Here is a 1,195-nt window from a genome sequence, read left to right as displayed (position 1 = left end):
AACACAGTGGACGCGAGCAACTGAGGACAAGCCCTCGGCCTATTAGTACCGGTCACCTCCACCCATTACTGGGCTTCCAGATCCGGCCTATCAACCCAGTCGTCTACTGGGAGCCTTACCCCATCAAGTGGGTGGGAATACTCATCTCGAAGCAGGCTTCCCGCTTAGATGCTTTCAGCGGTTATCCCTCCCGAACGTAGCCAACCAGCCATGCCCTTGGCAGAACAACTGGCACACCAGAGGTTCGTCCGTCCCGGTCCTCTCGTACTAGGGACAGCCCTTCTCAATATTCCTGCGCGCGCAGCGGATAGGGACCGAACTGTCTCACGACGTTCTAAACCCAGCTCGCGTACCGCTTTAATGGGCGAACAGCCCAACCCTTGGGACCGACTCCAGCCCCAGGATGCGACGAGCCGACATCGAGGTGCCAAACCATCCCGTCGATATGGACTCTTGGGGAAGATCAGCCTGTTATCCCCGGGGTACCTTTTATCCGTTGAGCGACGGCGCTTCCACAAGCCACCGCCGGATCACTAGTCCCGACTTTCGTCCCTGCTCGACCCGTCGGTCTCACAGTCAAGCTCCCTTGTGCACTTACACTCAACACCTGATTGCCAACCAGGCTGAGGGAACCTTTGGGCGCCTCCGTTACTCTTTAGGAGGCAACCGCCCCAGTTAAACTACCCATCAGACACTGTCCCTGATCCGGATCACGGACCCAGGTTAGACATCCAGCACGACCAGACTGGTATTTCAACGACGACTCCACCCGAACTGGCGTCCGAGCTTCACAGTCTCCCAGCTATCCTACACAAGCCGAACCGAACACCAATATCAAACTGTAGTAAAGGTCCCGGGGTCTTTCCGTCCTGCTGCGCGAAACGAGCATCTTTACTCGTAGTGCAATTTCACCGGGCCTATGGTTGAGACAGTCGAGAAGTCGTTACGCCATTCGTGCAGGTCGGAACTTACCCGACAAGGAATTTCGCTACCTTAGGATGGTTATAGTTACCACCGCCGTTTACTGGCGCTTAAGTTCTCAGCTTCGCCAAACCGAAGTTTGACTAACCGGTCCCCTTAACGTTCCAGCACCGGGCAGGCGTCAGTCCGTATACATCGCCTTACGGCTTCGCACGGACCTGTGTTTTTAGTAAACAGTCGCTTCTCGCTGGTCTCTGCGGCCACCCCCAGCTCA

1 rRNA gene is annotated in these 1,195 nt (G+C 56.2%); it reads right to left on the bottom strand.

The annotated features are described in order from the left end of the window. Nucleotides 1-22 precede the first annotated feature (22 nt). A 23S ribosomal RNA gene (locus tag ACWC24_RS41875) occupies nucleotides 23-1,195 on the bottom strand; the annotation flags it as partial.

Source organism: Streptomyces sp. NPDC001443, assembly GCF_053597355.1.
Note: the sequence above shows the minus strand (reverse complement) of the source record. Positions and strands in the feature narration are given on the sequence as shown.